This window comes from Pseudomonas sp. YQ_5, assembly GCF_043103305.1.
Taxonomy (GTDB): Bacteria; Pseudomonadota; Gammaproteobacteria; order Pseudomonadales; family Pseudomonadaceae; genus Aquipseudomonas; species Aquipseudomonas putida_Y.
The window spans coordinates 246,299-271,383 of record NZ_JBICJS010000044.1; the positions used below are offsets into that span (position 1 = coordinate 246,299).

The following is a 25,085-nucleotide window of genomic DNA, read 5'->3' on the forward strand; positions in this document are numbered from 1 at the left end:
CCGTGGGCAAGCAACGACAGGTCAGGCCAAGGGAGAGGCGCGGGGATTGAGCTTTGGCCACTGTTCGCGCGGCAGCGACAGCCTGTGGCTGTTACCAAGCAACAGTGCGTCGGGCCAATAGCGGGGGAACAGGTGGCGATAATAGTCGCTGGTCAGCAAGGCATGCCCGGCGTGACCACAGCAGCAGTCGCCCGCCTGGTGTTTCATGTCCGGCTGATCGTCGAGTTGCGGCAGCTCGGCCTTGAGCTGGGCCAGCAGTGACTTGGGCAGGCTCTGTGCACCGTGCAGGCTGCAAAAGCTGCCGAGAATCAGCGATTGGCTGTCGATGCGGGGTGATTGCAAGGCACGGTCAAGCGGCATCGCCAGCAGGTTGAACAGCACGGCGAGGCAGGCGAACAGACAAAGATGTGCACGTGCACGTGAAAGCATGAGTCACCCGAGCGAATATGGCGCGCATTAAGCCGCATCCGTTGCGGGCTGTACAAGTTCCATGGTGCGCCATTTTGTCGCAGGCGCACCACGGCGAGGGCTCAATGGCTGCGCATGCCGGCGGCCATCATGAACAGTCGGATCAGCCAAGCGAACAGACCCAGCGCCGCCACGCTGACTGCCCAGATCAGCACCAGCCAGGTAAGTCGGCGCCACATCGGTTGCTTCACATCGGGTGTCATCACGTAGTGCTCCTAGTGATAGCCGTCTTCATGGGTCACCTTGCCGCGGAACACGTAATAGCTCCAGAACGTGTAGCCGAGGATGATGGGCAGGATGAACAGTGTGCCCACCAGCATGAAGCCTTGGCTCTGCGGCGGCGCTGCGGCTTCCCAGATGCTGATCGACGGCGGGATGATGTTTGGCCACAGGCTGATGCCCAGGCCGCTGTAGCCCAGGAAAATCAGGGCCAGGGTCAGCAAGAACGGCGTGTAGTGCGCGTTGCGCGCCACGGCACGTAGCAGCCCGTAGCACGTTACCAACACCAGGATCGGCACCGGCATGAACCAGAGCAGGTTGGGCATGCTGAACCAGCGGGCAGCGATTTGCGGGTAGGCCAGCGGTGTCCACAGGCTGACCACGGCGATCACCCCCAGCAGCACCAGCGCCAACGGCCTGGCAACATCGTGCATGCGCTGCTGCAGCGCCCCTTCGGTCTTCATCACCAGCCAGGTGCAACCGAGCAGGGTGTAGGCGACCACCAGGCCCAGCCCGCAGAACAGGCTGAAGGGGGTCAGCCAGTCGAGCGCGCCTCCGGCATACTTGCGCTCGACCACCTTGATGCCTTCGATGAAGGCGCCCAGGGCAACACCCTGGGAAAAGGTCGCGACCAGCGAGCCCCAGATGAAGGCCTTGTCCCAGAGGTGACGCTTGGCGGGTTTGGCCTTGAAACGGAACTCGAAGGCCACGCCCCGGAAGATCAGGCCGATCAGCATCAGGATCAGCGGCAGGTAGAGCGCCTCCAGCACCACCGCGTAGGCCAGCGGAAAGGCGCCGAACAGGGCTGCACCGCCAAGGATCAGCCAGGTTTCGTTGCCGTCCCATACCGGGGCGACGGTGTTCATCATCACATCCCGGTCACGTGCGTCCTTGACGAAGGGGAAGAGCATGCCGATCCCCAGGTCGAAGCCATCCATCACCACATACATCATCACGCCGAAGATGATGATCACCGCCCAGATCAGTGGAAGGTCGATGCCCATGTCAGTTCACCTCTGCCTGGTAATCGTCGGCGGCGGACAGCGGCCGTGCCGGAGTATGTTGCTGGCCTGGGCCGCCTGGGGTGTGTTGGTCGCCTTCGCCAGGTTTAGGCCCTTTGCGTACCAGGCGCATCATGTAGCCGAGCCCTGTGCCGAACAGGGCGAAATAGACCACCACGAACGCGACCAAGGTAATGCTGAGCTGGGTGGCGTCATGGTTCGACACACCATCGGCAGTGCGCTGCAAGCCGTACACCACCCACGGCTGGCGGCCGATTTCGGTAGTGAACCAGCCTGCGAGAATGGCGATCAGTCCCGACGGCCCCATCCACAATGTCAGGTACAGGAACGGGCGCGAGGTGTAGAGCGTGCCGCGCTTGCGCAGCCACAGGCTCCACAGGCCGACGAAGATCATCAGGAAGCCGAGACCGACCATGATCCGGAACGACCAGAAGACGATGGTCGAGTTGGGCCGGTCCTCAGGCGGGAACTCCTTCATCGCCGGTACCTGCTTGTCCAGGCTGTGGGTCAGAATCAGGCTGCCGAGGGCGGGGATCTCGATCTTGAAGCGGGTGGTTTCGGCCTGCATGTCGGGGATGCCGAACAGGATCAGAGGGGTCGGTTCACCAGGTTTGTTCTCCCAGTGGCCTTCGATCGCCGCGATTTTCACCGGTTGGTGCTTGAGGGTGTTAAGCCCATGGAAGTCGCCGATGACCGCCTGCACCGGCGCTACGATCAGGGCCATCCACATGGCCATCGACAGCATCTTGCGGATAGCTGGGTTGTCACGCCCGCGCAGCAGGTGCCAGGCCGCCGAAGCGCCGACGAAGAATGCCGTGGCCACGAATGCGGCAGTGGCCATGTGCATCAGCCGGTAGGGGAATGAGGGGTTGAAGATGACTGCCAGCCAGTCCACCGGAATCACCCGGCCATCGACAATTTCATAGCCTTGGGGCGTCTGCATCCAGCTGTTGGAGGCCAGAATCCAGAAGGTCGAGACCAGCGTGCCGAGCGCCACCATCACCGTGGAGAAGAAGTGCAGGCCACGGCCGACACGGTTCCAGCCAAACAGCATGACGCCAAGGAAACCTGCTTCCAGGAAGAACGCGGTGAGCACTTCATAGGTCAGCAACGGGCCGGTAATGGCACCGGCGAAGTCGGAGAACCGGCTCCAGTTGGTGCCGAACTGGTAAGCCATGACCAGGCCGGACACCACGCCCATGCCAAAGTTGACGGCGAAGATCTTCGACCAGAAATGGTAGAGGTCGCGGTAGACCTGCTGATTCGTTCGCAGCCACAGGCCTTCGAGCACTGCCAGGTAACTGGCAAGGCCGATGGTGATGGCAGGGAACAGGATATGGAAGGAAACAGTGAAGGCGAACTGGATTCGAGCCAGGTCTAGCGCCTCGAGCACGCTCATGATGATGGGGCCTCACAGGGTGGCGCACCTCGGCGCCGGTTTCGGGAAGCAGAGCCCGGGTCCTGGCCGGCTCAGCGTTGGTTTCTGGGGGAATTACTCGGGCCATTGCGATGGCGGCGCCACTGTAAGGACGGTGGCGGGTGTGACCAACTGCGACAATCTGTCCCTGCGGGCCACCTGCGCGGGTGAATCGAGGCCAACCGCGCCGGGTGTGACGGCTTGTCGCAGAGGGGGCAGGGCGGAGGTGATGCTTCTACGGGGCCGGTTTCGATGCTAAAGTCGCCGCCCATGAACCGTCTGCCTTCAAACCGTCCCCTCATTGCCTGGGCACTGTACTTCTGTGTCCTGTTCAATGTACTTGGCTGTGGCCTTGCCCACGGGCAGGCATTGGGGCTGGCGCTGAATGGCTTCGGCGGTGCGTTCTGCAGCTTAGGTGGCGATACCGGCTCACTGAAGGCCAAGCAGGACGGCGCCCTTGCGGGCGACCTGAGCATTCCGTTCAGTTGCCCGATGGGCTCGGCGGCTTTTCTTACCCTGGTATTCCTGATCGGTGTCGCCTGGCTGCTGGCCAGTGCCAACCGCCGCCCGATCATGCGCGAGGTCCGCAGCCAAGCGCCTCCGCGCTATTGCTGGCCTTCGTCCAACCCTCGCGCTTCACCTCTCTGACGCTACCTGCGCCTAGGCGCCGTGGCAGGCCTGTGCCTGCTTTCAACACGCCGGATCCACGGTGCATGCTCAGGTATGCGCCTGCCGGTTGGTTTGACCGTCGTTGGAGAGAAGCCCTCATGACCTGTCCAATCTCCACGCCCGCGCTACCTGGCGAGGCGTGAACATGCGCCATTGCGGCCTGCGCGCACGCACCTGGGATAACCTCTGGGTCGCCGCGCTGCTCGCCATGCTGCTCAAGGTACTGGCATTGCCCATGGCCAGTACCCTGGGCGACCTGAGCCTGGCACAGTTGCTGGCGGGCAGTTATTGCTCTTCGGGCGGCGTACAGCCGGCCATGCTGGACAAGGACGGCAACCTTAGCCCGAAGACGTCCGCCCCCGGGCATTGCTGCTGCGCCCAAGGCGGCCCTGCACCACTGCCTGCCTCGTTGATCCTGGCCGGCTTTGCCCTGCCTGTGCTGCCTGTCGACCAGCAACCCGCTGTTCTGGTGCATTCGCCCCGGCACTGCTGGCCGTCGATCAACCCCCGTGCCTCCCCGAAAGCGATCGCCTGACCTGCAAGGACCCAGGCCGCACCCGCTAAAAGCGGGGCGTCGGCCTGCCGATGGCTAGCCGTACCCAGGAGCACACGATGTCTCGTACCCTGAACGCTTCAGCGTTGCTGGAACCCTCCGTTCGCCCGTCGCGCACTGGCGACTTCCTGTTGCCGTTTCCCGATTACCCCTGCAATGCCCGCAGCTTCGTCAACCTCGATGCGCGCCTGCTGCCTTACTGGCACACGCTATTCGATGTTTGCCCAGGCTTGCTGAAGCTCGACCCGCCAGAGGGGCTTGAGTTGTTCCGACGCTTCATGACTTGGGCCTACCGACACCATCCGGCGCTGGATTGGACGTACTACATCAGCGTTTGCCGCTGGTTGCTGAGCTCGCCGTACCAGGCCCGGGTGACCGAAGAGCATATTGAGGCGTTCATGGTGGCGGCCGCTGCGCTCTGGGTAACGACCGATGTGTCCCAGGCCCGTGGCCTGATCCTCGCGTGGCAGCCCATGATCGAACGGATCGTGGAGTGGAAGCCGGGGTTCCGTTCGACCCCGTTCACGGCCCAGGAGGGTGAGGACCTGCCACCACCGTCCTGGGAGTTCTCCTGGAGCCCGCTCGATGGCAAAGGCGCAGGTAGCTTCAGGCGCTGGCTGCCGGTGCCCGGCTAAACCTTGATCAGTTGACGGCGGCGGACGCCGTCCTTGCACCCTTTGCCCAAGCTCCAACATGAGGTTACCGACGATGGATGTACTTCAAGCCATGCGCGCGTTCAACTGCGTGGTTCAGGCTGGCAGCCTGACGGGTGCGGCCGAATACCTGGACACCACCACGGCCAGCGTTTCCCGGATGCTGTCGAACCTGGAGACTCACCTGCGCATTCGCCTGCTCAACCGCACCACCCGACGCATCGCGCTGACCGAAGCCGGCAAGCGTTATCTGGCGCGCTGCCGGCTCATTCTTGAGCTGGTAGAAAAGGCCGAGAGTGAGGTGCAGCAACAGCTGCTGGACCTGCCCGCGACCAGACAAGCCCACGATCTGTGCTGCTAAGGCCATTACGCCGCGCAGGCTGCGACAGACCGTCACACCAGGAGCCGGGGCAGTATGCAGATGCCCATGTCATGGGCACGTGCCTGGGTGTGTGGCGCAAGGTCGCAGTTGGGGCCGTCGCTACCTGCGCCTAGCATGGCGGGGTGCCTGTCTTGCCGTTTTCCCATCCACGGTGCAGTACAGGCATACGACAACGGCCCTCCAATCGGACGGGCCGTTTTCTTGCCTGCAGGAGGGCCAGCCATGGATCACGAACTGCTCAAATTCATATGGTGGCTGTTGATTGGCGCATTGCTGATCGGCCTGGTGATAGTCGAAGGCCTGGATTTGGGGGCGCGAGTATTGTTGCCATTCATGCAGGGGCAGAGCGGAGCGGCGCTGCAACCGGTTCGACCCGCGAGCCTGCCCAGGCGTATCAAGCTGCTGTGGTTGCTGGCGTTGTCCTGCACGCTTTCGGCGGCCTGGCCTACGGTCGGCTGGTTGCCTGGCCTGGGCGGGTTAATCGGCGTGCTTGCGTTGAGGTGTGAACCCTGTGGGCAGGCCACCCGGTCGCTGCGGACCTGGACTGCGCAGGTTATCGGGCTGATGCCCGCGATGCTGATCGGAGTCGTGCTCGGCAACCTGTTGCTCGGTATGCCATTCAGTCGCTGTGCTGGGCAAGTGAGTCATTTTCATGGCACGTTGTCCGGGCTGCTTAGGCCTTTCGCGCTGCTGGTGGGGCTCGTCAGCCTGAGCATGCTTTGCCAGTTGGGCGCCACCTGGGCCATGCTGCGGGGGGCTGGCAGCCTGCGCCCGGCCGCACGCCAGCTGGCATGTCGCGCAGGGGTCGTGTTCTTGATCAGTTTTTCAACGGCTGCACTATGGTTGGCGGCAGACCTGCGCGGTTACACGCTTGCCGAGGGAGGCCATTCTGCTGCCTTGTGCATGCCGGGCCAGTGGGTGGTGCTGCCGGGCAATACCGGCTGGCAGGCCAACTTCCGAGCATGGCCTGCTGCCATTCTGGCGCCAGTGCTCGCCGTCGGCGGCACGATCTTGAGCCTGTGCGCCGCAGCCCGGGGGCGCGCAGGTCTGGCGGTGGTCGCAAGCGCGCTGACGATCACGGCGATGCTGTGCTGTGTTGGCGTTGCACTGTTCCCCTTCATCGTACCTTCGAGCGTGCAACTGTCGGCCAGCCTGACCGTGTGGAATGCCGCAAGTGGCGAAAAGATGATGGGGATGATGCTGATATTCGCCAGCGTGCTGATGCCGATGTTACTGGCCTATACGGTAGGCGCCGGCCTCGGGAGCCGGAATCGGCTGTCTCAGGTCGCTGTCGCGGACAGCTTTCAGCACAGCCCCAGGCCGATCCTGTAGGTGGGCGCGGGGAAAAAACCAAGGCGTTATCAATACCGCATGCTAGGCACCCGGTGGAATCGGCAGGCATAGCCGCGAGGCCAGCGCAGGTGCATCGCTGGCCTCGCCAGCCCGAACGCTTTTCGTCCATCAGGGCGAGTCGCATGCCAGTCGCTGCGAAAGAAGGCAGTGCCGACGAAAGGGCCGACGGCTTGCGGATAGCGAGTGCCGGCCCTTGGAGAAGGGGATCAGTGATTGCCGTGAGCGGCATCCTTGTCGACCTTGACCACCCCCTGGAACAAGGCGAACTGCTTGACCCGATCCACCGGCTGGTTGCTTTCGGCCTGAAGCACTGCCTGACTCAACTGCTGGGCGTCCTGCTCGGCGAGCCCGGCGCTGCGCAGGGTCGCCGGGTCGAGCAGCGAATCGCCTGCGCACAACACCACGCGCCAGCCGTGGGACCCTTTACGCAGCAAGGCGCGGCCGCCACGCTGGTCTTGCAACCAGCCGGCTATCGCATGGTCGCCCTGGACGGTAACTGGGCCAACGTCCAGCGGCGCATCCGGGCGTTCAAAGTTGTGTCGCATCAGTTGCTGAATGCTCTGCTGCTCGCTGGCGGTATCGGCCACGGCCAGCAGTGGGCTGCAGGCTAGCAGCAGGGCGAGAATCGGTGCTTTCATGCGCGTATTCCTTGAAAGGGCTGCCGGTGCAGGCCGGCAGCGTCAGGGGAGGGCTCAGAAGCCCATCTTCACACCCAGTTGCGCCGAAGTGCCGGGCATCGGGTAGTTGATGCGGTAGGCGTAGTCACGGTCGAACAGGTTTTCCACGGCGACGAACACTTCGCCGACCTTGCCCAGTGCGGGTACGGCATAACCTACGCGCATGTTGACCACGGTGAAGCTGTCGACCTTGGAGAAGTTGCTGGCGCCGGCGGTGCGTTCCTCGGCCAGCACGTACATGTCTTTCTGGTACTGTGCATCAGCCGACAGGCGCCATGGCCCGGTTTCGTAGGTGGTGCCCAGCGACAGCGATTTCTGCGGTGCGTAGGGCAGGGTCTTGAGCGAAGGGTCGAGCCAGGTGAACCCGACGAAGCTGCTCCAGTTGCTGGTCCAGCGTTGCTGCCAGGTGGCCTCGGCGCCCTTGATGTTGTAATCACCCAGGTTGATATACGACGGGCGCGACACCGACGGTGGGAAGGCAAACAGGTAGCGGTCCTGCAGCTTGTCCTTGAACACCGCCAGGTCGAGGGTAGCGCTGTCGATCGGGTTGAAGCGCACGCCCAGTTCCTGGTGGTCGACTTTCTCGGGCTTGAGGTCTTTCCAGGTTTCGCCGAGCGCCGGAATCAGGCTCGACATCACCGAAGCTTCCAGGCCTGGGTAGTTGATGCCGCGCGAAGCGTTGGCACGGAACTCGACATTGTTCGATGACAGCAGCAGGCCCGCGTGCGGGGCGGTGGCGTTGTCGAACACGTTGTGCTCATACGTGCGTACGCCGGCCGACGGGGTCAGGGTCCAGGTGTCGTTGAGGGCAAAGGCATGGCTGACGGCGACGTGCGGCGATGTCACGCGCAGGGTGGGCGCGTCGAACTTCGCTTGTGGCGCCGGGGCGATGCGTTTGAAGTGGACTTCGCCCTTGCCCTCGTCGATGTCCAGGCCCAAGGCCACTTCGCCGCCTTGCCAGGGGCGCAGCTGCTCTTCCCAGCGAATGCCCTGCAGGGTGAAATCACTGGTGGTGTCGCCGTCCAGGCCGGTCTGGTCAAGGGCCGAACCTCGGCCTTCGTTGTGGTAGACCTTGAGGCTGCCATCGCCCCATTCGTGATTGTGGGCCAATGACAGCGAAGCGAGCGTGCCGCGGGTATTGAACTCGCCATTCTTGGTTTCCGGCAGGCCTTTCTGTCCGGGGTCGGAGACCTGGTTGTTGGCGTGCAGCACCAACAAGCCAGTGCTCCAGTTCTCGTTCAGCCGATAACCCAAGCGCGCCATGCCATTGTTCAGCCGGCCATCACCGTCACTGCGGTCACCGTCCGAGTGGGCTGCCCCCTGGGCCAGCAGGTAGTCGAAATCGCCTTCGCGGCCAATCAGGCTGGCTTGTTCGGTGGCCGTGCGGAAGCTGCCACCGGTGAGTTGCAGCTCCCCATGGTGGTTGTCGCCCTGCTCGGCAACCTTGGGCGTCAGGTCGATGGCCGCGAAGGTGTTGCCGAACTTCTGCGGCTGCGGGCCTTTGTACACGCTGATGCTCTGCATCGCGTTGATCGGCAGCAGGTCGAGCAGCGGGTGGCCCCAGACGCCCATATAGAAGGGAACGCCATCGATGTAGGTCTTGATCTCGCTGCCCGGGCGGCTGGCACCCATGCCGCGTATGTACACCGCGCCGCCTTCGGCACCGCCGAACGAGCCGACCGGGTTGAAGCGCGACACCACCACGCCAGGTGTACGACGCAGCGCGGAGGACAGGTCGAGCGCGTTGAGGTCGCGGATCTGCTCCTGGCCGACCACGGTGGTGAGGCTGCCGAAGCTGTCGACCGTGTTCTGGTCGATGACCGAAGTGCCGACCACCGTGGTTTCGGGCAGCTCCACGCTGTCGGTCTGGGCCAGTGCGGTACCACTGGAAAGGGCGAGTGCGGCTGCGCAGCAGATTGTCTTGTTCTTCATTGCTCTGGGTATTCCTGAATGCAAAAGTTGCAAGGCGAGCCGTGGTCCGCGCACTCGGCGACACCCCATGTGAATAAGCGCCAAGGGCATGGTGCGACTATCGGGCTGATTCAGGGCAGGGCGGGGGAGGCACGGGGATTGGCTGCAAGCCAGCGTAGGCGAGGCCAGGTGGCGGGGAAGATGGGCAGTAAGGGCTTGCAGGCTTGTCGGGCGAATGCCACGCCCACCAGTTGCAGGGTGATTGCCAAGCCCGCATGGTTGCACAGCGGGCAATCGATGGTGGATACGCCAGCCAAGGCGGCGCCGAGCCCTTTGTCGAAACTGACCGCGCTGGCTGCAGTCGCCAAGTGGCTACAAAAAGTGCCACCTGCACCGTTGAGCATCAAGCCGCTGGCCTGACCATGCCCTAGGCCGCAATGCAGCACTGCGAACAACACGCAGGCGTAGATCCCCCAGCTGAGTGCGCGGCGACGTCCTGCTGCTCGATGCATATCCTTTGCCCGGTGTTCGCTGTGATTGAAAATGGCGAGGCGCGAGTCCAGCAACGCCGCCCATCATGGTTAGGTGCGACCAGGTTGCCAGGGGCGCACAGTACCTGGCGCGTCCCTGGCGCACGAATCACTTGGACATGTAGTCGATTACGGCCTTGTAATCGTCGGCGGTGCAGTCCATGCACAGGCCGCGCGGCGGCATGGCGTTGAAGCCTTCGGTGACGTGCTTCACCAGTACATCGTTGCCTTGGGCCAGCCGTGGCTTCCAGGCCTCGTGGTCACCTTTCTTCGGCGCCATTGGCAATTGCCCGTTGTGGCACATCTGGCAGGCGCGGTTGAAGACCGCCTCCGGGTCCTGGGCTGCTTGAGCCAGGCTGGCGGTTGCCAGGCAAGCAAGCATTGCCAGTGTTTTCTTCATGACCGACCTCTCAGGTTTTTTATTGGAAGGCAGAGTCTAAGAGCGTGGTTATCCCTGTCAGGTGCGACGTTCTGACGCATGCGCGGTGTCAGGGCTTCATCTACCGGTCTGGCTGGCAGAGTGCGGCGAACTGTCGCAGGGTGGCGGCTTGCAGGTGCCGTGCTACGTTGAAGTTGATCCGGTGTTTTACTCTTGGCAGGGTTTTCATCGGGTCAAACAAAAGCCGGGGCGCATTACCGTCCCGGCTTTTGTTTTTTCAGTGATCAGCGGCAATCGCTCAGGCCGCTGCGAAACACGAAAGGAGGCTCAACCGCGAACTCGAGCGGTCATTCTGCGTAGCCTTCGCCAGCCTAGTACGACGCCGCTGAGTGAAACCACCAGGCCGCCGATGCTCAAGGCGATGATCAGGCCTTCGCGTAACACCGGCCTTTGCAGCAGTGGCTGCAGATCCCAGCTGTGCAACAGGTTGAACAGCCAGCGACCGGTGCGTTGCCTGGCATCGTGGCTGGCTACCACTTCTGCGCTGGCCGGGTCGAGGTAGACCCACGTGCTGGCGGGGTCGTCGAAGCGCAGGCGCAGTACCGGCAGTGGGCGGCTCTGGAAGCCGTACATGCTCTGGGCGTCACGGGTGAAATAGTAGGCGTCATAGTGCCCTTGCCAGTTGGCCTGTACCACGACGCCTGCCGCCATCGCACGGGCTGCTGTCAGCAAGCGTCGTTCGGACAAGGCCCGCGCCGACGGCGCGCCGGCTTCCAGAATCCGGCTATCGCCGGCGGCATTGCGGGTAACCAGGAAGGTGTCGCCGCCCAGGCGTTGCCACTGGATCTCGACAGGGTTGAACCCAGGCTCCTGGCTCAGGCTGGCCATGGCCTGGGCAACCGTCTGGCCGATATCCATCGCGCGTAGTGGCCCCTGACGTAGCGCCTGGGGGGCCAGCTGCGAACGACTGTCGGTTACACCCCAGGGGCGCATCGACATGAGTCCGCTGAATACCCACAGCACCAGCACCGTGCCGAACAGTAGCCCGCCGATGTGGTGCCAGCGCAGCCAGCCGCCAGGGTAGGGGCTGCACGAGCCGCTGCGATAGCGCTTGCGCAGCCGCAGGCGCAGTATGCCAACGGTCATGCCCAGGAGCGCCATGACCGTTGCGGCCAGGGACAGGCCGATCACCAGGTTACGCCAGCCGTTGTCGAAGCCGAACCCGCCCCGTAGCGGATAGAGCCAATGCAGCCATGCACCGACCCAGTTCCAGGCACGCTCCTGGGCGGTGGCGTCACGCACCACTTCGCCGGTGCGGCTGGACAGGTAAAGCCAGGTGCCGGCTGTATCGTCTACCTGCACGTGATGCAAGGGGCGGTCGCCATCCAATGCCCTGGAGTGGGTCCACATGTCCTCGTCCACGGTGCCCAGGTAAGCCAACCTGGCGGCGTCACCGGCATACTGCCGGGCATTGGCCAGGACCCAGGCTGCGTCGGCCCGAGCCAGAGGCTCGCCGCTGGCGGCATCGAGGATGACGCGGCGACCGTCGGCCAGTTCCAGCACGTAGTGCGCGCGCCCGCCCAGGCTGGTCAGGCGCAGCGCCTTCAGCGGCTGTTGCGCCCAATGCTCGGGCAACTCGGCGCAGCACCCCGCCGGCAAAGCCGGCAGGTGGGCCAGGCGCTCGGCCGGTGTCAGCTTGGGGTAACCGACGTACAGCATGACCACCCCGGAGACGAACCACAGCGCCATGAACAGGCAGGCGACGATGCCCAGCCAGCGGTGCCACAGGTACAGCTGGCGCTTCACGCTCATCAGTAGCGCCACTGCACAGCGACTTCCAGGCTGCGCGGTTCACCCAGGTAGTACTGGGTGTTGGTCTGATGGATGAAGCGGGCATACACCTCGTCGGTGAGGTTGCGCAGCCGCGCGCTGACTTGCACGTGCTTGTCCAGGTCGTGGGTCATGGACAGCCCGTAGACGGTGTATGACGGTACCCATGCGGTATTGGCGGTGTTGGCGTACACCGATGAGACGTAGCGGGCATCGGCCCCGACCTGCCAGCCGGGCGCCAGGTCGTAGGTCAACCAGAGGTTGGCCACGCGGTCGGGGATGTTCACCGGGTTCTTGCCCTTGCGCGAGTACACCACGCCGCCGATGGTCTCGTTGAATTCATCGTATTCGGCATTCACCCAACTGAAGTTGCCTGCCGCCAGCAGCTTGGGCGTGACCTTGAACGAGGCTGCCAGCTCGATGCCGGTGGAGGTCTGCTGGCCCGCCTGCTCGGTGGTGTTGGGCACGGTCGAGGAGGGTACGGAGATATCCTTGCGCACGATGCGATACGCCGCTGCCGTGGCCGAGCCGCGCCCATCGAGGAAGTCGAACTTGCTGCCTACCTCGACCTGACGGCCGGTGCTCAGGTCGAAGTCGCCGACCTGGCTGATCGAGGCGCTGGTCAGGGTACCGCCTGGTGGTTCGGCCGAGGTGCTGTATTGGGTGTACAGGCTGACGTTGGAGGTCAGGTCATAGACCAGGCCCAGGCGACCGGTGATGGCGTCCCAGCGTCGGTCGAGCCTGGTTCGCGCCACATGGTCGACCACGTCGAAGTCGATATGGTCGTAGCGCAGTGCGGTGATCAATGACAGCTGATCGGTCAGGCGGGTACGGTTCTCGACGAAGGCCGAGGTGGTGTCGGTGGTGGTGGTTCTGCCCTTGGTCATGGGCGCGTCCATACCGGGGATATCGAGGAAGTGCCCGGGTTCGAAGCCGTTCGGGTCAACCGTGTCGAACGCCCCCTTGGACAGCGGGTAGTTGGTTTGCTGGTTGGTGTTGTAGTCCATGCCGAACGCCCAGTCGCTGGCAAGGCCGAACAACTGGCCCTGATGGGTCAGCTCGAGCCTGTCGCCGTTGACCTCCTGGTCGTGCCGCTGGCGATAGCCGCCCGAGCGAGCGATGGCGCTGTTGTCGGCGGTGTAGCGATACACCTCAAGATTGCGGTAATCGCGCTGGCCGTTGTAGTGGTAGAAGGTGTTACGCAGTTGGGTGTTGTCGTCGAAGCGATAGTCAGTGATCGAGCGCAGCCACCGGGTCCGCTGCTCGTAGCGACCGTCTTCGACGTTGTAGTTGTTGAAACGGTTGTGCTTGTCGATGTGCAAGGTACCGACCAGTGGCTGCAATACCGGTGTGCCCCAGTAGGGGCTGTCCTCTTGCTCTTCCAGGTATTCGATGGCCAGCGTGTGCGAGAGCTGATCGTTGATGTCGCTAAGCAGCGAGAAAGCCAGATTGCCGGCCCCATTCTCCTGCCGATCGATATAGCCGTTGGTACTGGTGCGGCTGTAGTCGAGGCGGGCATAGTGGCGCGGGCCGTCGCCCGTGTTCAGCGCCTTGTTGAAGGCGACCGACGTTTCCATGGTGTCGTAGCGTGCATAACTGACGCGCCCTTCGAAGGTGTCTTCGTCACGGCTTGCCAGCCGGGTGATGAAATTGAGGCTGCCACCGACAGCGCCGCTGCCGTTGAGGAATGAGGATGGCCCGCCGAGCAATTCGACGCGGTCGTAGATCCAGGCGCCCACCGGGCGCGCCGCGCCGCCATACTGCAAATTGATGCCATTGAACAACTGGCTGATCTGGGCACCGTTGAACCCTCGGTACGACACATAACCCCCCCAGCCGGGCGGAGCCGAGGCGTTAACCCCGGGCAGTGCATTGGCGACGTCCTGGAAGTTACGTGCGCCAATGCGCTCCATGGTCTTGCGGTCGGCAACGCTGACGGAAGCGGGGTTCTCCCTGGCGCTGAGGTTCAGCCGCGAGCCGCTTTCGATGGGGCGATCAAGGTCAAGGCGGGTTGCCTCCGTGGGTTGATTGGCTGTGGCCGTGACATTGCTGGCCGGCAGGGTCAGGGTGTCATCCTGCGCCCAGGCACAGGTTGCGCTGCCAACGAGCAGCGCCAAAGTGGTCATGCGGAACATGCAAGGCTTCCTGGCTGAAATCGGTGAGCACACGCCCGCTGCCGATCAGGCGGCACGGGGACGTGGCGATGTCAGAACGCGAGAAGCGAAGCAGGAGAGGCGCGGGGATTGACCAGTGGCCAACGCTGCTTGGGCAGGCGTGGTGGAGGTTGGTTGGGTAAGGGGCTGCCCGGCTCGCCGGCGAGCAAGGTCAGCAGGCCAAAAAATACGGCCAGCAGCGTGGCGCTGAACAGGCTGGCGATCACGCAGTCACCGCCGGCAGGCAGGGCCGGATCGCTTAAGTCTTGCTCACCTTGGTACATGCCGCTGCTGTCAGCCGTGCACCAAGCGGCATCATCCATGCCAGCCAGGCGCAACCCGGCCATTTGCCCATGGCCCATGGCGCACAACAACGAGCCGAACAGGATGCTGAAATACAGCACCCAGGCGACCTGTGATCGTGTGTGGTGGGCCAGCTTCATGGCGGGACTCGGCGTGACAACGGAATGATCAGGTTTGGAGTTGGCGACGGATTCTACATCTTCTGAAGCATCTGAACAGGGGGACTTTTCAAGCGCGAATATTCAATCGGGTGCAGGCGCACGAGACTTAGTGGACACCTATGAGTTCGGCAGCAAGCGCGCGGAGTTCGTCCTTGTCCTGTTGAAGCACAAGCCCACTGCCCGCGTGTGCAAGCAATCGCGCGGCATGCCGGCTGCAGGCGGGCCGAAATGCATGGGGGTTGATGTGCGCCAGGCTGACAAGGGCTTTGATCAAGCGCAGATTGACCTCGTGCAAAGCTGCGCCGTCCCGGCTGATCGGTGCAAAGAAATCGTCAAACAGGTCATCCGCCACCAGTGCACGCACATAGACCTGCGCGCATTCGTTATCCGTACTCTGCGCCACGGGATGCAGTTTCCCCCAACACGTCAAGCACCGAATGCCGCGCCCAATGATGTCGATGGCTGTACCGGGATCATTTACCGCAGGGGACAGCGCTCGCGAGGCAATCTCGGACAACACCGAAAGCCCGAAGCGCGGGTCATGCTCGAACGTTCTCCTGAGGCCGATGCTCAAGGCAGCGAAAATATCGATGTCCAGCGCGCCATTGTCATCGAGCGGCTCACCGTTCACGGCCAAGGCCCGCGCAACCACCATACCCTCATGGACAAAGGTGCCAGGCAGGACTTCGAGATAAATTCGAATCTTGGTGTCCGTCGCAATCCTGTTTAGCGTAAGGACATCGATGTGCTGTACATAGCCTGTCTGGCCGCTTTTCACTTCATGGGCTGCCTCAGCAAGCTTGAGGTCAGGCGGGTAGGCTGCACCGCCCAGATAGGGGTGTTCAACACGCTGCTCGATGGCTTTGATCACAGCTTTTTCGACACGGTCGATCGTCTCGCCCACGCGCCCTAGTTTGGAGAGGTGATCAATCCAGCGCAGCAAGGTGTAAATGATCAGGACCACAACCGCAATCGTCACGGTGAAAAGCACTACACGACCTTGTGTACCGTAGGCTCCGGTGCTCAGTGCAATGATACCGACGAGGCTGAAGAGAAAGGACCCGATGAAGGTCGCCAGAGCGTTCTGGGTCGTGGCGTCCTCCATGACCAACGAAGTGGCGCGCGGGGTTACGCCACTGCTGGCGGCACTGTAGGCCGAGACCATTGTACTCAGCGAAAACGTTGTGACGGCCAGCATGCTCGAGGCGATGATACCCAATATCTTGTCAACCGCATCTGCACCGATACGGGCAGGCAAGGTGACGGGGACCGCATCCTTGAGCACCACGGCCACCAACGCCGTAACCACCCCCAACAGGGAGAAAAGCGTTGCCCTGAACCAGAGACGCTTGGCAATTCTCGTAGCCAACCAACGCCAGCGAGCTATCATGAAGTCCTCCTTTTTGCCGAGAGTGTAGGCCCTTAGGGGAAGTTGCAGTTATTCATAAGCTGTTCCTTCAAAACCTCCACAGCTTTAGGCCTTCTGGGGGTGGACTTGTAAAGCAGGACGACCTGGCGCATGTAGCTGTCAGCCTCCGACACGGGTGTTGCATGCACGTCGTCAGTCTTCAATCCCGCCCAGTACGGGACAACAGAAGCCCCCATGCCTTTTGCGACCATGATGTGGATTGCATCTAGCGCATCCAGATTACACAGCACATCGGGCTGCAGGTCATTGTCATTCAGGTATTGCTGTGCAATCTGCCCACCCCAGGCATTTGAGTCATATCGAATCAGGTTTCGCCCAAGAATCGTCGAGCGGACGTCGCTTTTGTCAATGGGGTCTTTGGTCAAAAGCATCAGGGGTTCTTCTCGAAGCACCTGCATACGCAAGGTTTTGGGGACGGTGAAGGGCGGACATACCATGATTCCCGCATCAAGCTCTCCGGAAGCCACGTGTTCGTAAAGACTGCGCGAGTCCCCCGGGGTGATGCGTAGCCTCAATTGCGGAGCAATGGTTGATAGCTGGTTCATGGCCTCCGGCAATATGCCTGTCAACGCGGTAGAAATCGCGCCAATCTTGAGATACCCGGACAGGTTGCTGGTGTCCAGATCCTCCTTTAGCTCTGCTGCCCCCTGGATCAGATCTCGAATCTTCTGCAGCAACGACAGGCATTTCTCGGTCGGTTCGACAGCGTGTGCGCTTCGGATCAGGAGTTCGCACGCCAGTGACTTCTCGAGTGCTTGTATACGTTGGCTGACTGCAGGTGCTGTCAGGTTTTCCCGTCGAGCAGCTGCGGCAATCGAGCCAGTTTCTATTACCGCAATCAGGCTTTCGAGAAATCGAGTGTCCAAAACATTTCCTTTCGCTGAGAGATGGAAAAATGCGCTTTAGCACTTGCGTGAGGCTACGCTAACCTCCCCAAAAGTTCTATCAGAAACCAAAGAGGGTAGTTATGAAATCGTTATTTCATGTTTCATACCATGTTACAGATCTCGAAGCATCGCGTAACTTCTACGGTAACATTCTCGGCTGCAAAGAAGGCCGCGCGAGTGAAACTTATGTGGATTACGATTTCTTCGGTCACCAGATTTCGCTTCACAAAGGTGTACCTTTTCCCACTACCCGTACCGGCAAAGTCGGCGATCATGAAGTGCTGATGCCGCATATCGGCTTGGTGCTGCATCTGGATGACTGGTTCGCGATGGCAGACCGCCTGGCGTTTCATGGTGTGCAGTTCGACATACCGCCGGTTGTACGATTCCCTGGCCAACCTGGGGAGCAGCGAACGATGTTTTTCCTGGACCCCAGTGGCAACCCGATCGAGATCAAAGGGTTCAAGGACTTTGAAGGTGTTTTTGCCACCTGATTGGCAAAAACGTCCGGGACGCTCCCCCGCTTTGTCTGCATGAAGTAAGAGGCGTGTATCGGTAAGTGGCCACTCAATAAAAATAACAGGTTCCAACGATGTGTTTGGCATTTTTGCCGGCCAATGTACAGTCCAAATTATAATAACTGGAGGACGTATGGCGAAGACTAGTCTGGTGACTAGAATTATTGCAGGTCTTGTGCTCGGGGTTGTAGTGGGGGCATTTCTCAATTTCTTTCCCGAGTACAAAGCCTGGATAACCAGCAACCTTTTGCAACCCGTCGGCGATATTTTCATCAAGATGATGAAGATGATTGTCGTACCCCTCGTGTTCGCGTGCATGGTCGGCGCGATCGCAGGCAATGGTGATAACAAGGCGATAGGGCGGGTAGGGGTGAAAGCCCTGTTCTACTTCTTCGTCGTGACCAGCATCGCAATTGTTTGTGGCCTGCTGGTTGGCAATCTTGCGCAGCCGGGCGTAGGTGCCAACTTGACCACCCTTGCAAACACCCAAACGCTCTCGCTTCCCTCTGCCTCGGAGAGCACAGGGTTTGGTCAAGTCATCCTCAATATCATCCCGGACAATATCGTCGGTGCAATGGCGCAAGGAAAGCTGCTGCCTGTCCTGTTCTTCTCGGTCATGTTCGGCTTTGGGCTAAGTGCTCTGGACAAAGAGAAGAAAATGCCGCTGATCGCGGTAGTCAATGCCATTTCCGCGACGATGTTCAAAGTGACGCATATCGTGATGCATTACTCACCCATCGGGATTTTTGGCCTGATCGGCGTGACGGTCGCCAACTTCGGGCTTTCCGCATTGCTGCCTCTGGCAAAACTGATTGCCGTCACCTACATCGCGGTCATTCTGTTCGGCGTGGTCGTGCTGGGCGGCATCGCGAAGGTTGCAGGGATCAACATCTTCGACCTGATCAAGGCGATCAAGGATGAGTTGATCCTGGCGTTCAGTACTGCCGCCTCGGCGACTGTCATGCCCCAGTTGATTGAAAAGGTCGAGGCCTACGGTGCGCCGCGTTCGATTGCTACGTTGGTTATCCCTACGGGTTATTCCTTCAATCTGGATGGCGCATCGCTTTTCGTGGGCATCGGCACGCTGTTCATCGCGCAGCTCTATGAAATTCCCCTGAGCCTGGCTGACCAGGCGATGCTGATCATCATCATGGTGCTGACCTCCAAGGGCGCAGCCGGCGTTCCGGGGGCCATGTTCGTGATCTTGACCGCTACGCTGACCAGTGCCGGTCTGCCTGTGGAAGGTATTGCGTTCATCGCCGGAGTCTATCGCTTGATGGACATGCCGATCACGGCGCTGAATGTCTTGGGCAACGCACTGGCGCCTCTGGTTGTGGCGAAGTGGGAGAACCAATACCGGATGCCTGCTGCCCCGATGGTAGCGCCCGGGGAGCGCCCGCAAGTGTTGACCTGTTCGATTAGCGCTGAGGGCTCGGCAAAAAACGGCCTGGCGTGACGCTGGGGATCATGCTGGCCGCAGCGTTTGCGGCCGGCGCGATCATCGCGGTGCTGCTGCACAACCTCGGTAACCCGCTGGTGCTCGGTGCATAGAAAAGTGTTGCGTTTAAATTGTTATAACATATCATTTTGTTGATGAGGCCAGCGTTTGCGGCCACTTCCCTGTCTTTCGTTCTGGAACTCTCCCGTGATCCTGTGCCAAGACCTCTTGTGGGGGGCTGCCAATAGCCCGTTGACCCCGTATCTGAACATCAAGCTGCCGGCCGGCAGTTTGACAGCGGTGGTGGGGGCCAATGGCGCTGGCAAAAGCAGCTTGTTGAAAGTGCTTGCCGGCTTGCAGAAGCCGTTGTCCGGGCGCCTTCGCATCAGCGCCGAAGGCACGAAGATCGGTTATCTGGTCCAGCGCTCAGCCATTGACCGGCAATTTCCAATCAGCCTGGGTGAGTTGGTCAGCGCTGGCTTCTGGGGGCAACGCCTGCACCGTCGGGAGCGCGGCCAGCGGCTGCGCCAAGCGTTGCAAGCCTGGAATATCGAAAAACTCCAGGACCACCCCCTGGAAGCGCTTTCAGGTGGCGAGTTGCAGCGTGGGCTGCTGGCACGCCTGAGCCTGACCGACGCCAACCTGCTGCTGCTCGACGAGCCCGACGCGGCCCTGGACAAGGCCGGGCAGGCGTTGCTCTGGGAGCATATCGCCGCTTGGCACAAAGCTGGCCACACGGTGGTGGTCGTCAGCCATGACCTGTCTCGGGTGCGAGAGATGGCCGACTATTGCCTGCTGGTCGACAGCGAGGGCTGTCAATATGGGCCCAGTCATACCGTGATCGGTGGAACCGGTCTGGGGCAGGTGCTGTGATGCTCGATCTGGCATGGGCACCTTTCGTCGAATTCGCCTTCATGCGCCGTGCGCTGTTCGGTGGCCTCACCCTCGCGCTGAGTGTCGCGCCGTTGGGGGTATTCCTGGTGGTGCGGCGCATGAGCCTGATCGGTGACGCCATTTCCCATGGCATTTTACCGGGCGCTGCTTTGGGCTTTTGGCTGGCAGGGCTGTCCGTGGTGGCTATGACCCTGGGCGGCCTGGTGGCGGGCTTGATGGTGGCAGGCTTCTCAGCCTTGGTGAGCCGGCACACCGGCTTGCGTGAGGACGCAAGCCTGGCGGCTGTCTACCCGATTTCACTGGCCTCGGGCGTTCTGCTGCTCGGGCTGGCGGGCAAGCGCCTGGACTTGCTGGGGCTACTGTTCGGCTCGGCCCTGGCGGTCGATCAGGCGACCTTGCACACCATGGTATGGGTAGCCATCGGCAGTCTCTTGGCCTTTGCCCTGATTTACCGGGCCTTGCTGCTCGACAGCCTCGACCCGCTGTTCCTGCGCAGCGTCAGTCGCTGGGGGCCAATCGCCCATGGGGTGTTCCTCGGGTTGGTGGTCATCAACCTGGTGGTTGGTTTCCAGGCCATCGGCGCCTTGATGGTGGTTGGCCTGATGATGCTGCCAGCCATCGCCGCACGCTTCTGGAGCCAGCGCCTGCCCTGGCTGATAGCCATCTCGGCGCTGATCGGCATGGGCTCGGTCTGGCTGGGGTTGCTGTTGTCCTACTACGCCTCACTGCCCTGTGGCCCGGCGATCGTCGTCGTGGCTGGCAGTGCCTACCTGCTGTCGGTGATGGTGGGGCCGGTCAGGGGCCTGCTGCGTCGTCACTACATCCCTGTCACTCACTGAGGAGCCGCTATGCGCCCGTTGATCGTTGTGCTCATGTTGTTGCTGTCACCGTTACTGTCTGCCGCGGAACGCATCAAGGTAGTGACCAGTTTCAGTATCCTGGCCGATATCACCCGACAGATCGGGGGCGATCAGGTGCAGGTCATCAATATTGTCGGGCCCGACAGCGATGCGCATGTCTACGAAACGACGCCCGATGATGCCAGGCACGTGCTGCAGGCGCGCCTGGTGGTGGAGAACGGCCTGAACTTCGAACCCTGGCTGGACCGCCTGATCAAGACCACCGGCAGCCAGGCTCAGGTCGTCCGGGCTAGCCAGGGGATCCTCCCGCGCACCTTGGACGAGGAGGGCCAGACCATCCCCGATCCCCATGCCTGGAACAGCCTGGCCAACGCCAAGATCTACGCGGCCAATATTGCCAAGGCACTGGAAGCGGTTGACGCCGACAATGCCCAGGCCTACCGCAGCCACCTGGCTGCCTATCAGCAGCAGATCGACGCCTTGCTGGCCGAGGTGAAGAAAAGCTTCGCAGCGTTGCCGGCCAACAATCGCCGGATCGTCACCTCGCATGACGCCTTCGGTTACCTGGGGCAGGCTTACGGCATCGAGTTCCTGGCACCCCAAGGCCTTTCCACCGAACAGGAACCGACGGCCAAAGATGTCGCCAGCATCATTTCGATGATCAAGCGCGACAAGATCAAGGCCGTGTTCATCGAGAACATCAAGGATTCCAGGTTGATGCGGCAGATTGCCGACGATACCGGCGCGAAGATAGGTGGGACGCTGTATTCCGATGCACTTGCCGCCGAAGGCCCTGCCAGTACCTATCTGGGCATGTATCGGCAGAATGTACAAACCCTCATCCAGGCGTTGGCAGGCCAGTGAGACCAGCGCCTCCAGCCCTTGCCGGCTGGAGGCGGGCAAGGGTTATTTGACCACGGTTACCGGGCCGTGGTCGTCGCAGTGATCGCCATGGGGGTGGTGCAGGTGGCCATTGACTAGGTAATCGACATGGTCGCCATGGGGAACCGCCTCATGGCCGCAACCCGGACCGTGGACATGGTCGACAGCATGGCCGCCACACTGGTGGCCGGGGGTGCAGCGGTCGGGGTTCTGGCCGTTGGCTTCCAGTGTGTGTTCATCGACATGATCGCCATGCACGTGATGCAAGTGCCCATCATGCAGGTAATCGACATGCCCATCGTGTTCGATTGCCGTGTGACCGCAGCCGGGCTTGTGCTGATGGTCATGGTGCGGGTGCTGGTTGCAGGTACCCATTTCTAACGCCCTTTAACGAGTGCTGAGGCATTCAGCGTAGTTGTCGGGCGCAGCGTCGTCCAACGAGCCGGCAGGCCGTTCGCCCTCTGTCCTGGCGTGCCTGCCGTACCTCGGCCGACACGGCCGAGGTACGTTGCTGGTGTTACTCGTGGTGCGGCTCACCCAGGAACGTCAGTGAACTGAACAGACTCTGCTGGGCCACGGGGCTGCCGTCTGCCATTGGCAGGGTAGCCTGGGCCGCGATGATGTTGAGTCCTTCATTGCGTACGGTGATACGTGCCCGGCCTTGCTTGTCGGTGGTGGCGCTGACCTGGTGAGGGGCGCCCCGGTAATCGCCCTGCAGCGGGATATCAGCAGCCGGTTTGCCATCGAGCAGTACCTGCACTTCCAGCGTCTTGCCTGGCCCGACTTGCAGAGGGTCGCTCAGGGGAACGATCGCCAAACGCAGCATGTCCAGTTTCGGCAGGCGAGCACCGCTCTGGTAGATCGCCAGGCTGTATTTCAAGCTGTGGGTGGAAGCGATCGCATCCTTGACGTGGGTGCGATCCTGATTGACCCATTGCTTGTCCGGGCGCTGTGACCAAGGCCCGTTGTCCAGCAGCACAGCAAGTGCCGCAGGTGGGGTAAGTGGTTGCAGTACGGCATGATCCGCCAGGCGCTCGACCGTGACCGGGACCATGTTCCCGGTCGTGTCGAAGGCCCAGGCGCGCTTGATTTTTTCCGCCTTGTAGGCGTTATCCTCGGCGCCGTGGCCGTACACGGCCTCGATATTGCCACGTCGCTCCTCGGTCCACAGGCCGTGGGCGCCCGCGTTGACGCTGACCATCAGGGTCAACAGGGAAGCGACTTTCAACGATGGATGCATGATGGTTCCTCGGTTCAAAGGCTAAGGGTCAGGCTGACACTGAAGTTGCGTGGCTCCCCGGGCAGCACCCAAGCGCTGTTGTACGAGCGTTCGTAGTACTTGCGGTCGAACAGGTTGTTGAGGTTAAGGCCGACGGTGACCTGTTCGCTGGCCTTGTAGTGCGCCAGCAGGTCGACCGTGCTGTAGGCGTCCAGGGTGAAGTCGCTGCCGGCCTGGCCGGAGCGTTCGCCGACGTAGTTCACCGCTGCGCCCACATCCGAGCCGCGCAGGGCACCGTCCTGGAATTCGTACACGCCCATCAGGCTGCCGCTGTTCCGGGCGATGCCGAGCAAGTCGCTGCCTTTGGGCAGGGCTGCGTCGCCCTTGGTGACCTCGGCGTCGATGTAGGCGTAGGCGCCGATCACTCGCAACGCGTCGGTCAGCTGGCCGCTGAACTGCAGGTCCAGGCCTTGGCTGCGCGCTTCGCCCGCCGCCACGCTCTCGCCAAGGGCGTCGGTGGTGATGACGTTCTCCTTGTCGATATGGAACAGGGCGATGGTTGCGCCCAGGCGGCTGTCGAGGAGGTCGAGCTTGACCCCGGTCTCGTAACCCAAGCCCTTTTCAGGCTTGTACACCTGGCCCTGGGTGCCGATGGTGTTGGGTTTGAACGAAGTGGATGCGTTGGCGAACACGCCGACATGCGGGGTCAGTTGGTACAACACCCCGATGCGCGGTGTGGCAACGTCCTTTTCCTGGCTGTTGCTGAGGCCCGTGGTGCGGTTCTGCGAGGTCTGCTCGAAGTGCTCCAGGCGTACGCCCAGCAACCCGCGCAGGCGCTCGGTGAAAGCGATCTGGTCTTGCAGGTTGATCGCGTAGCTTTCAGTGTGCTCGAAGAAGTCGTTGGCACGGGTGAGGGCTGGCTTCGGCTTGCCGTATACCGGGTTGTAGATATCCAGCCCATACGCTGCGGAGGTGGCGCTTTGCGGGTACTTCTGGCTGTTGCGGTAGTTTTCGTACTCCAGCCCGGCCAGGGTCTGATGCTGCCAGCCACCCAGCTCGAACTGCCCGTGCAGCTCAGCCTGGGTGATGCTGTCGTTCCATTCGAAGTCGCGTTCGCGATAGAAGCGCGTGATGGTGGTGCCGACCAGGGCCTGGGGCTCGGAGCTGTTGCCCTTGAGCGTGCCCTGGGTGTAGTGGTTGGCCAGGCGCAGCTTCCAGTTGTCGTTGAGCACGTGTTCCAGCGCCACGTCGAGGGTCTGGTTGTCGTTGCGGATCTCGCCGTCATTCGGCTCGCCAAGGAAGGTCGAGCGCTTGACCGACCCCATTTCGCCGTTGACCGCCGGAATTCCGCGATCGAACACCGACTCGGTGCGGGAGAACTCGGTGTCGATCATCAGTCGGGTGTCGGGTGACAGTTGCCAGCTCAGGGAGGGGCTGACGATACGGCGCTCACTGCCGACATGATCGCGGAAGCTGTCGTTGTCTTCGACGGCGAGGTTGATCCGGCCCAGCAGATTCCCTTCGCTGTCCAGCGGCGAGTTGGCGTCCAGGGCGGTTCGGTAGCGGTCCCAGCTGCCTGCGCTGAGGGAGAGGGTACTGAAGGCTTCGGCCTGAGGGCGCTTGGTGACGATGTTGACCAGTCCGCCAGGGTCGCCACGGCCGTACAGGCTGGCAGCCGGGCCTTTGAGCACTTCGATGCGCTCGATGTTGGACGTGTCCGGCGAGCTGTAGCTGCCGCGGTTGATGGCGAAACCGTTCTTGTACAGCTCGCCCGTGGTGAAGCCGCGCACACTGTAGTTGAGGAAAGTCAGGCCGCCGAAGTTGTTCTGCCGCGACACGCCGCCAGCAAAGTCCAAGGCGCGGTCGATGCGGGTGGTGTTGAGGTCCTTGATCACCTGCGCGGGCACGACGTCGATACTCTGCGGCGTGTCGCGGATGTCGGTATCGGTGCGGGTGGCCGTGGCAGAGCGGTTGGCACGATAGCCTTGCACCGGCCCGTCGGCGCGCTCTTCGAGGTAGACGTCGGTGATGGAGGTTTCGTTCAGCAGCAAGGGTTGTGCCGCTGAAATCGGCTGGCCGAACAAGCCCAGCGTCAGGCCGGCCAGAAGGGGGGCACGAGGGTTCACGTAAAGTCTCCGTTTTTCACGCCATGACGTCGCATTGTTGGTATGTCCTGACTGGGCACTGCCCACGAGCTGGAAGGGGATCACCTGTTGGGTTGCGCATGTTATTAGATGTAATAACGTAACGCCAGCAGGTAATGCTCATTCACAGCCGT

25 protein-coding genes and 1 pseudogene are annotated in these 25,085 nt (G+C 61.8%); 11 read left to right on the top strand and 15 right to left on the bottom strand.

From position 1 onward, the window contains the following. Positions 1 to 21: 21 nt before the first annotated feature. The 4 genes from ACF8EA_RS09315 to ACF8EA_RS09330 form a co-directional block, all read right to left on the bottom strand. A complete protein-coding gene (locus ACF8EA_RS09315) occupies positions 22 to 429 on the bottom strand; it encodes a DUF2946 family protein (RefSeq protein WP_392521700.1) in 408 nt (135 codons plus the stop codon). A gap of 101 nt (positions 430 to 530) precedes the next feature. After that, complete coding sequence (locus tag ACF8EA_RS09320; protein ID WP_392521956.1) at positions 531 to 671, bottom strand: DUF2474 domain-containing protein; 141 nt, start codon at positions 669 to 671, stop codon at positions 531 to 533. A gap of 12 nt (positions 672 to 683) precedes the next feature. Continuing rightward, positions 684 to 1,691 carry a cytochrome d ubiquinol oxidase subunit II gene (cydB, locus tag ACF8EA_RS09325; protein ID WP_392521701.1) on the bottom strand — a complete coding sequence of 336 codons (1,008 nt, stop codon included), beginning with the start codon at positions 1,689 to 1,691 and terminating at the stop codon, positions 684 to 686. 1 nt (position 1,692) lies between these two features. After that, a complete protein-coding gene (locus ACF8EA_RS09330) occupies positions 1,693 to 3,108 on the bottom strand; it encodes a cytochrome ubiquinol oxidase subunit I (protein WP_392521702.1) in 1,416 nt (471 codons plus the stop codon). Between the two features lie 288 nt (positions 3,109 to 3,396). On the opposite strand from ACF8EA_RS09330, the gene ACF8EA_RS09335 reads away from it, so the two are divergent. From ACF8EA_RS09335 to cydB (ACF8EA_RS09355), 5 genes and pseudogenes are all read left to right on the top strand, one after another. After that, positions 3,397 to 3,774 (top strand): DUF2946 family protein, encoded by a 378-nt coding sequence (locus ACF8EA_RS09335; RefSeq protein ID WP_020193613.1) that lies wholly within the window; start codon positions 3,397 to 3,399, stop codon positions 3,772 to 3,774. 166 nt (positions 3,775 to 3,940) lie between these two features. Continuing rightward, positions 3,941 to 4,330, top strand: coding sequence for a DUF2946 family protein (locus tag ACF8EA_RS09340; RefSeq protein WP_020193612.1), 390 nt, complete (start codon positions 3,941 to 3,943; stop codon positions 4,328 to 4,330). Positions 4,331 to 4,407: 77 nt separating this feature from the next. Beyond that, positions 4,408 to 4,983 carry a putative natural product biosynthesis protein gene (locus ACF8EA_RS09345; RefSeq protein WP_275967114.1) on the top strand — a complete coding sequence of 192 codons (576 nt, stop codon included), beginning with the start codon at positions 4,408 to 4,410 and terminating at the stop codon, positions 4,981 to 4,983. Between the two features lie 73 nt (positions 4,984 to 5,056). Further along, positions 5,057 to 5,302: pseudogene (locus ACF8EA_RS09350) on the top strand (LysR family transcriptional regulator); the annotation flags it as partial. Between the two features lie 303 nt (positions 5,303 to 5,605). Next, positions 5,606 to 6,715, top strand: a complete 1,110-nt coding sequence (gene cydB / locus ACF8EA_RS09355; RefSeq protein ID WP_392521704.1) for a cytochrome d ubiquinol oxidase subunit II — start codon at positions 5,606 to 5,608, stop codon at positions 6,713 to 6,715. A gap of 227 nt (positions 6,716 to 6,942) precedes the next feature. Here the strand turns inward: cydB (ACF8EA_RS09355) and ACF8EA_RS09360 are convergent, their stop codons facing one another. From ACF8EA_RS09360 to ACF8EA_RS09400, 9 genes are all read right to left on the bottom strand, one after another. Continuing rightward, positions 6,943 to 7,374 (bottom strand): copper uptake system-associated protein, encoded by a 432-nt coding sequence (locus ACF8EA_RS09360; protein ID WP_392521706.1) that lies wholly within the window; start codon positions 7,372 to 7,374, stop codon positions 6,943 to 6,945. 54 nt (positions 7,375 to 7,428) lie between these two features. After that, positions 7,429 to 9,345, bottom strand: a complete 1,917-nt coding sequence (locus tag ACF8EA_RS09365) for a TonB-dependent receptor domain-containing protein (protein WP_392521707.1) — start codon at positions 9,343 to 9,345, stop codon at positions 7,429 to 7,431. Positions 9,346 to 9,455: 110 nt separating this feature from the next. Next, on the bottom strand, positions 9,456 to 9,836 hold the full coding sequence (locus tag ACF8EA_RS09370) for a DUF2946 family protein (RefSeq protein WP_275967110.1): 381 nt from the start codon (positions 9,834 to 9,836) through the stop codon (positions 9,456 to 9,458). Between the two features lie 127 nt (positions 9,837 to 9,963). Next, the gene (locus tag ACF8EA_RS09375) at positions 9,964 to 10,254 is read right to left on the bottom strand and encodes a cytochrome c5 family protein (RefSeq protein ID WP_010954210.1); all 291 of its coding nucleotides are present in this window, start codon (positions 10,252 to 10,254) and stop codon (positions 9,964 to 9,966) included. Positions 10,255 to 10,560: 306 nt separating this feature from the next. Continuing rightward, complete coding sequence (locus ACF8EA_RS09380) at positions 10,561 to 12,039, bottom strand: PepSY domain-containing protein (protein WP_392521957.1); 1,479 nt, start codon at positions 12,037 to 12,039, stop codon at positions 10,561 to 10,563. 5 nt (positions 12,040 to 12,044) lie between these two features. Continuing rightward, entirely contained in the window at positions 12,045 to 14,198 is a 2,154-nt protein-coding gene (locus tag ACF8EA_RS09385) for a TonB-dependent receptor (protein ID WP_392521709.1), read from the bottom strand. A 71-nt stretch (positions 14,199 to 14,269) separates the two neighbouring features. Then, on the bottom strand, positions 14,270 to 14,659 hold the full coding sequence (locus tag ACF8EA_RS09390; RefSeq protein ID WP_176684179.1) for a DUF2946 family protein: 390 nt from the start codon (positions 14,657 to 14,659) through the stop codon (positions 14,270 to 14,272). Positions 14,660 to 14,786: 127 nt separating this feature from the next. Beyond that, positions 14,787 to 16,070, bottom strand: coding sequence for a DUF2254 domain-containing protein (locus tag ACF8EA_RS09395; protein ID WP_392521711.1), 1,284 nt, complete (start codon positions 16,068 to 16,070; stop codon positions 14,787 to 14,789). 32 nt (positions 16,071 to 16,102) lie between these two features. After that, complete coding sequence (locus ACF8EA_RS09400; protein WP_338444879.1) at positions 16,103 to 16,975, bottom strand: LysR family transcriptional regulator; 873 nt, start codon at positions 16,973 to 16,975, stop codon at positions 16,103 to 16,105. 101 nt (positions 16,976 to 17,076) lie between these two features. Between ACF8EA_RS09400 and ACF8EA_RS09405 the strand changes: the two genes are divergently transcribed. The 6 genes from ACF8EA_RS09405 (at position 17,077) to ACF8EA_RS09430 (ending at position 21,969) form a co-directional block, all read left to right on the top strand. Continuing rightward, the gene (locus ACF8EA_RS09405) at positions 17,077 to 17,490 is read left to right on the top strand and encodes a VOC family protein (RefSeq protein ID WP_021784645.1); all 414 of its coding nucleotides are present in this window, start codon (positions 17,077 to 17,079) and stop codon (positions 17,488 to 17,490) included. Between the two features lie 157 nt (positions 17,491 to 17,647). After that, positions 17,648 to 18,970, top strand: coding sequence for a cation:dicarboxylate symporter family transporter (locus ACF8EA_RS09410; protein ID WP_392521716.1), 1,323 nt, complete (start codon positions 17,648 to 17,650; stop codon positions 18,968 to 18,970). Positions 18,971 to 19,159: 189 nt separating this feature from the next. After that, positions 19,160 to 19,825, top strand: coding sequence for a metal ABC transporter ATP-binding protein (locus tag ACF8EA_RS09415; RefSeq protein ID WP_392521718.1), 666 nt, complete (start codon positions 19,160 to 19,162; stop codon positions 19,823 to 19,825). Next, positions 19,825 to 20,685, top strand: coding sequence for a metal ABC transporter permease (locus ACF8EA_RS09420; protein ID WP_392521720.1), 861 nt, complete (start codon positions 19,825 to 19,827; stop codon positions 20,683 to 20,685). The genes ACF8EA_RS09415 and ACF8EA_RS09420 overlap by 1 nt, the downstream gene beginning before the upstream one ends. A gap of 9 nt (positions 20,686 to 20,694) precedes the next feature. Further along, entirely contained in the window at positions 20,695 to 21,570 is an 876-nt protein-coding gene (locus ACF8EA_RS09425) for a metal ABC transporter substrate-binding protein (protein ID WP_339444246.1), read from the top strand. 150 nt (positions 21,571 to 21,720) lie between these two features. Further along, the gene (locus ACF8EA_RS09430; protein WP_392521722.1) at positions 21,721 to 21,969 is read left to right on the top strand and encodes a hypothetical protein; all 249 of its coding nucleotides are present in this window, start codon (positions 21,721 to 21,723) and stop codon (positions 21,967 to 21,969) included. Between the two features lie 136 nt (positions 21,970 to 22,105). On the opposite strand, the gene ACF8EA_RS09435 is transcribed toward ACF8EA_RS09430, so the two are convergent. Continuing rightward, positions 22,106 to 22,828 carry a DUF4198 domain-containing protein gene (locus ACF8EA_RS09435; protein ID WP_392521724.1) on the bottom strand — a complete coding sequence of 241 codons (723 nt, stop codon included), beginning with the start codon at positions 22,826 to 22,828 and terminating at the stop codon, positions 22,106 to 22,108. Between the two features lie 14 nt (positions 22,829 to 22,842). Further along, positions 22,843 to 24,933, bottom strand: a complete 2,091-nt coding sequence (locus ACF8EA_RS09440; RefSeq protein WP_392521726.1) for a TonB-dependent siderophore receptor — start codon at positions 24,931 to 24,933, stop codon at positions 22,843 to 22,845. Positions 24,934 to 25,085 lie beyond the last annotated feature (152 nt).

What these genes read in the sequence shown, in the direction of transcription:
- ACF8EA_RS09410 (WP_392521716.1), top strand. Translation starts at nt 17,648, where the DNA reads ATGGCGAAGACTAGTCTGGTGACTAGAATTATTGCAGGTCTTGTGCTC.
- cydB (WP_392521704.1), top strand. Translation starts at nt 5,606, where the DNA reads ATGGATCACGAACTGCTCAAATTCATATGGTGGCTGTTGATTGGCGCA.
- cydB (WP_392521701.1), bottom strand. Translation starts at nt 1,691, where the DNA reads ATGGGCATCGACCTTCCACTGATCTGGGCGGTGATCATCATCTTCGGC.
- ACF8EA_RS09340 (WP_020193612.1), top strand. Translation starts at nt 3,941, where the DNA reads ATGCGCCATTGCGGCCTGCGCGCACGCACCTGGGATAACCTCTGGGTC.
- ACF8EA_RS09390 (WP_176684179.1), bottom strand. Translation starts at nt 14,659, where the DNA reads ATGAAGCTGGCCCACCACACACGATCACAGGTCGCCTGGGTGCTGTAT.
- ACF8EA_RS09330 (WP_392521702.1), bottom strand. Translation starts at nt 3,108, where the DNA reads ATGAGCGTGCTCGAGGCGCTAGACCTGGCTCGAATCCAGTTCGCCTTC.
- ACF8EA_RS09370 (WP_275967110.1), bottom strand. Translation starts at nt 9,836, where the DNA reads ATGCATCGAGCAGCAGGACGTCGCCGCGCACTCAGCTGGGGGATCTAC.
- ACF8EA_RS09435 (WP_392521724.1), bottom strand. Translation starts at nt 22,828, where the DNA reads ATGCATCCATCGTTGAAAGTCGCTTCCCTGTTGACCCTGATGGTCAGC.
- ACF8EA_RS09395 (WP_392521711.1), bottom strand. Translation starts at nt 16,070, where the DNA reads ATGATAGCTCGCTGGCGTTGGTTGGCTACGAGAATTGCCAAGCGTCTC.
- ACF8EA_RS09320 (WP_392521956.1), bottom strand. Translation starts at nt 671, where the DNA reads ATGACACCCGATGTGAAGCAACCGATGTGGCGCCGACTTACCTGGCTG.
- ACF8EA_RS09375 (WP_010954210.1), bottom strand. Translation starts at nt 10,254, where the DNA reads ATGAAGAAAACACTGGCAATGCTTGCTTGCCTGGCAACCGCCAGCCTG.
- ACF8EA_RS09425 (WP_339444246.1), top strand. Translation starts at nt 20,695, where the DNA reads ATGCGCCCGTTGATCGTTGTGCTCATGTTGTTGCTGTCACCGTTACTG.
- ACF8EA_RS09430 (WP_392521722.1), top strand. Translation starts at nt 21,721, where the DNA reads ATGGCCGCAACCCGGACCGTGGACATGGTCGACAGCATGGCCGCCACA.
- ACF8EA_RS09385 (WP_392521709.1), bottom strand. Translation starts at nt 14,198, where the DNA reads ATGTTCCGCATGACCACTTTGGCGCTGCTCGTTGGCAGCGCAACCTGT.
- ACF8EA_RS09315 (WP_392521700.1), bottom strand. Translation starts at nt 429, where the DNA reads ATGCTTTCACGTGCACGTGCACATCTTTGTCTGTTCGCCTGCCTCGCC.
- ACF8EA_RS09360 (WP_392521706.1), bottom strand. Translation starts at nt 7,374, where the DNA reads ATGAAAGCACCGATTCTCGCCCTGCTGCTAGCCTGCAGCCCACTGCTG.
- ACF8EA_RS09420 (WP_392521720.1), top strand. Translation starts at nt 19,825, where the DNA reads ATGCTCGATCTGGCATGGGCACCTTTCGTCGAATTCGCCTTCATGCGC.
- ACF8EA_RS09405 (WP_021784645.1), top strand. Translation starts at nt 17,077, where the DNA reads ATGAAATCGTTATTTCATGTTTCATACCATGTTACAGATCTCGAAGCA.
- ACF8EA_RS09335 (WP_020193613.1), top strand. Translation starts at nt 3,397, where the DNA reads ATGAACCGTCTGCCTTCAAACCGTCCCCTCATTGCCTGGGCACTGTAC.
- ACF8EA_RS09365 (WP_392521707.1), bottom strand. Translation starts at nt 9,345, where the DNA reads ATGAAGAACAAGACAATCTGCTGCGCAGCCGCACTCGCCCTTTCCAGT.
- ACF8EA_RS09345 (WP_275967114.1), top strand. Translation starts at nt 4,408, where the DNA reads ATGTCTCGTACCCTGAACGCTTCAGCGTTGCTGGAACCCTCCGTTCGC.